Below are 3,135 nucleotides of genomic sequence, written 5' to 3'. Positions count from 1 at the left end.
AATTATAATAAAGAAAATAAATAAGGGCGTATGGGGAATGCCTAGGCTCTCAGAGGCGAAGAAAGACGTGCCAAGCTGCGAAAAGCTACGGGGATCTGCTGAGGAGATTTGATCCGTAGATGTCTGAATGGGGCAACCTAGTATACTGAAGGTATATTGACCAGCAATGGTGGCGAACCCGGTGAACTGAAACATCTAAGTAACTGGAGGAAGAGAAAATAACTAATGATTCCCTAAGTAGTGGCGAGCGAACAGGGAAGAGCCCAAACCAATGTTGTTACGGCAATATTGGGGTTGTAGGACCACGATCTAGCAGAAATAATTGAACTGGAACTGTCTGGGAAGGCAGGCGATAAAAGGTGAGAGCCCTGTACAGGTAAGATTATAATGTGAGTGGTATCCTGAGTAGGGCGGGACCGGAGAAATCCCGTTTGAATCTGCCAGCACCATCTGGTAAGGCTAAATACTCCTGAGAGACCGATAGTGAACCAGTACCGTGAGGGAAAGGTGAAAAGTACCCTGAATAAGGGGGTGAAATAGAACCTGAAACCATGCGCTTACAAGCGGTCGGAGCCCTTAAGTGGGGTGACGGCGTGCCTTTTGCATAATGATCCTACGAGTTACTCCTCACTGGCAAGGTTAAGAACTTATAGGTTCGTAGCCGGAGCGAAAGCGAGTCTGAATAGGGCGTGCAGTCAGTGGGGGTAGACGCGAAACCTTGTGATCTACCCATGGCCAGGATGAAGTTGCAGTAACATGCAATGGAGGTCCGAACTGGTAAACGTTGAAAAGTTTTCGGATGAGCTGTGGGTAGGGGTGAAAGGCTAATCAAACTGGGAAATAGCTCGTACTCCCCGAAATGTATTTTGGTACAGCGTCGGGATAAAGTTTAGCGGAGGTAGAGCTACCAATAGGACTAGGGGGAGTCAAATCCTACCAAATCCTGATGAACTCCGAATGCCGCTAAATATGCCCGGCAGTGAGGGCTTGGGTGCTAAGGTCCAAGTCCGAGAGGGAAAGAACCCAGACTAACAGCTAAGGTCCCAAAATATATCCTAAGTTGAACAAAGGAGGTTCAGTTGCAGAGACAGCCAGGATGTTTGCTCGGAAGCAGCAATTCATTTAAAGAGTGCGTAACAGCTCACTGGTCGAGCGGCAGAGCATCGATAATAAACGGGCATCAAGGGTATTACCGAAGCTTTAGATTTGTATCAAGAGATACAAGTGGTAGGGGAGCATTCTAAGGCCGGCGAAGGCGAAACGCGAGTTTTGCTGGAGGGCTTAGAAAAGCAAATGTAGGAATAAGTAACGATAATAAGGGTGAGAATCCCTTACACCGATAGACTAAGGTTTCCTGATCAACGTTCGTCGGATCAGGGTTAGTCGGGACCTAAGGCGAATCCGTTGTAGTGGCGGAGTAGTCGATGGACAACTGGTTAATATTCCAGTACTTGTGTATACTGCTATGGAGAGACGGAGTAGTGAAAAGTTCGCCTGGTGACGGAATACCAGGTTAAAACCAGTAGATATATTTGGGGTAGGCAAATCCGCTCCGAATGTCGAAGGTGATAGTACAACAAAGCTTCGGCCGCGTTGATAGTGACTGTAAACAGACTTCCAAGAAAATCTTCTATGCTTCAGGTATACACGACCCGTACCGCAAACCGACACAGGTAGTCAAGGAGAGAATCCTGAGGTGCGCGAGTGATTCACGGCTAAGGAACTCGGCAAATTAACCCTGTAACTTCGGGAGAAGGGGTGCTTCCTCTAGCGATAGAGAAGCCGCAGTGAAAAGTCTCAGGCGACTGTTTAACAAAAACACATGGCTCTGCGAAATCGAAAGATAAAGTATAGGGCCTGACACCTGCCCGGTGCCGGAAGGTTAAGAGGGGGGCTTAGCGTAAGCGAAGGTCTGAATCGAAGCCCCGGTAAACGGCGGCCGTAACTATAACGGTCCTAAGGTAGCGAAATTCCTTGTCGGGTAAGTTCCGACCTGCACGAATGGTGTAACGATCTGAGAACTGTCTCAGCCGTGAGCTCGGTGAAATTGTAGTAGCGGTGAAGATGCCGCTTACCCGTCACGGGACGGAAAGACCCCGTGCACCTTTACTATAGCTTTGCATTGATTTTGGGTAAATGATGTGTAGGATAGGTGGGAGGCTTTGAAGCGGGTACGCTAGTATTCGTGGAGCCAACGTTGAAATACCACCCTTTATTTACTTGGAGTCTAACCCCTGAATAGGGAAACAGTGCATGGTGGGTAGTTTGACTGGGGTGGTCGCCTCCAAAAAAGTATCGGAGGCTTCTAAAGGTTCCCTCAGTACGCTTGGTAACCGTACGTAGAGTGCAATGGCATAAGGGAGCTTGACTGTGAGACAAACAAGTCGATCAGGTACGAAAGTAGAGCATAGTGATCCGGTGGTTCCGCATGGAAGGGCCATCGCTCAAAGGATAAAAGGTACGCCGGGGATAACAGGCTGATCTCCCCCAAGAGCTCACATCGACGGGGAGGTTTGGCACCTCGATGTCGGCTCGTCACATCCTGGGGCTGGAGAAGGTCCCAAGGGTTCGGCTGTTCGCCGATTAAAGTGGCACGCGAGCTGGGTTCAGAACGTCGTGAGACAGTTCGGTCCCTATCTGTGATGGGCGCAGGAAATTTGAGTGGACCTGATTTTAGTACGAGAGGACCGAATTGGACCAACCTCTGGTGTATCTGTTGTGCCGCCAGGTGCAGTGCAGAGTAGCCACGTTGGGACGAGATAAGCGCTGAAAGCATCTAAGCGCGAAACTCACCACAAGATGAGATTTCCATACAGGGACGTCAGAGACTATGACGTTGATAGGCTGCAAGTGTAAAGTCAGAAATGGCATAGCTGAGCAGTACTAATAACCCGATAATTTTCTTTGCAAGAGTACTTTGATATACCACTAATCATTAGGTCAAACTATTATCGTTTGCAGCGGAGTTCCAACGGAACTTGACAGTTACAGACAACATCCTTAATGGTGGTTATAGCGTTGGTGTTCACCTCTTCCCATTTCGAACAGAGAAGTTAAGCCCAACAGCGCCAATGGTACTGCAGTCAAATGTGGGAGAGTAGGTCGCCGCCAACTTATTATTAAAACCCCTTCACT

2 rRNA genes are annotated in these 3,135 nt (G+C 48.6%); both read left to right on the top strand.

Annotated elements, in window-relative coordinates:
* The first annotated feature begins 10 nt into the window (after window positions 1-10).
* Window positions 11-2,907, top strand: a 23S ribosomal RNA gene (locus A3EE_RS0114375).
* Window positions 2,908-3,002: 95 nt separating this feature from the next.
* Window positions 3,003-3,114 (top strand): 5S ribosomal RNA (rrf, locus tag A3EE_RS0114370).
* The last annotated feature ends 21 nt before the right edge of the window (window positions 3,115-3,135 follow it).

The sequence above is a fragment of the Cytophaga aurantiaca DSM 3654 genome (assembly GCF_000379725.1).
Lineage (GTDB): Bacteria > Bacteroidota > Bacteroidia > Cytophagales > Cytophagaceae > Cytophaga > Cytophaga aurantiaca.
The sequence above is the reverse complement of the archived record's forward strand: the minus strand, read 5'-3'. Positions and strand labels throughout refer to the sequence as shown.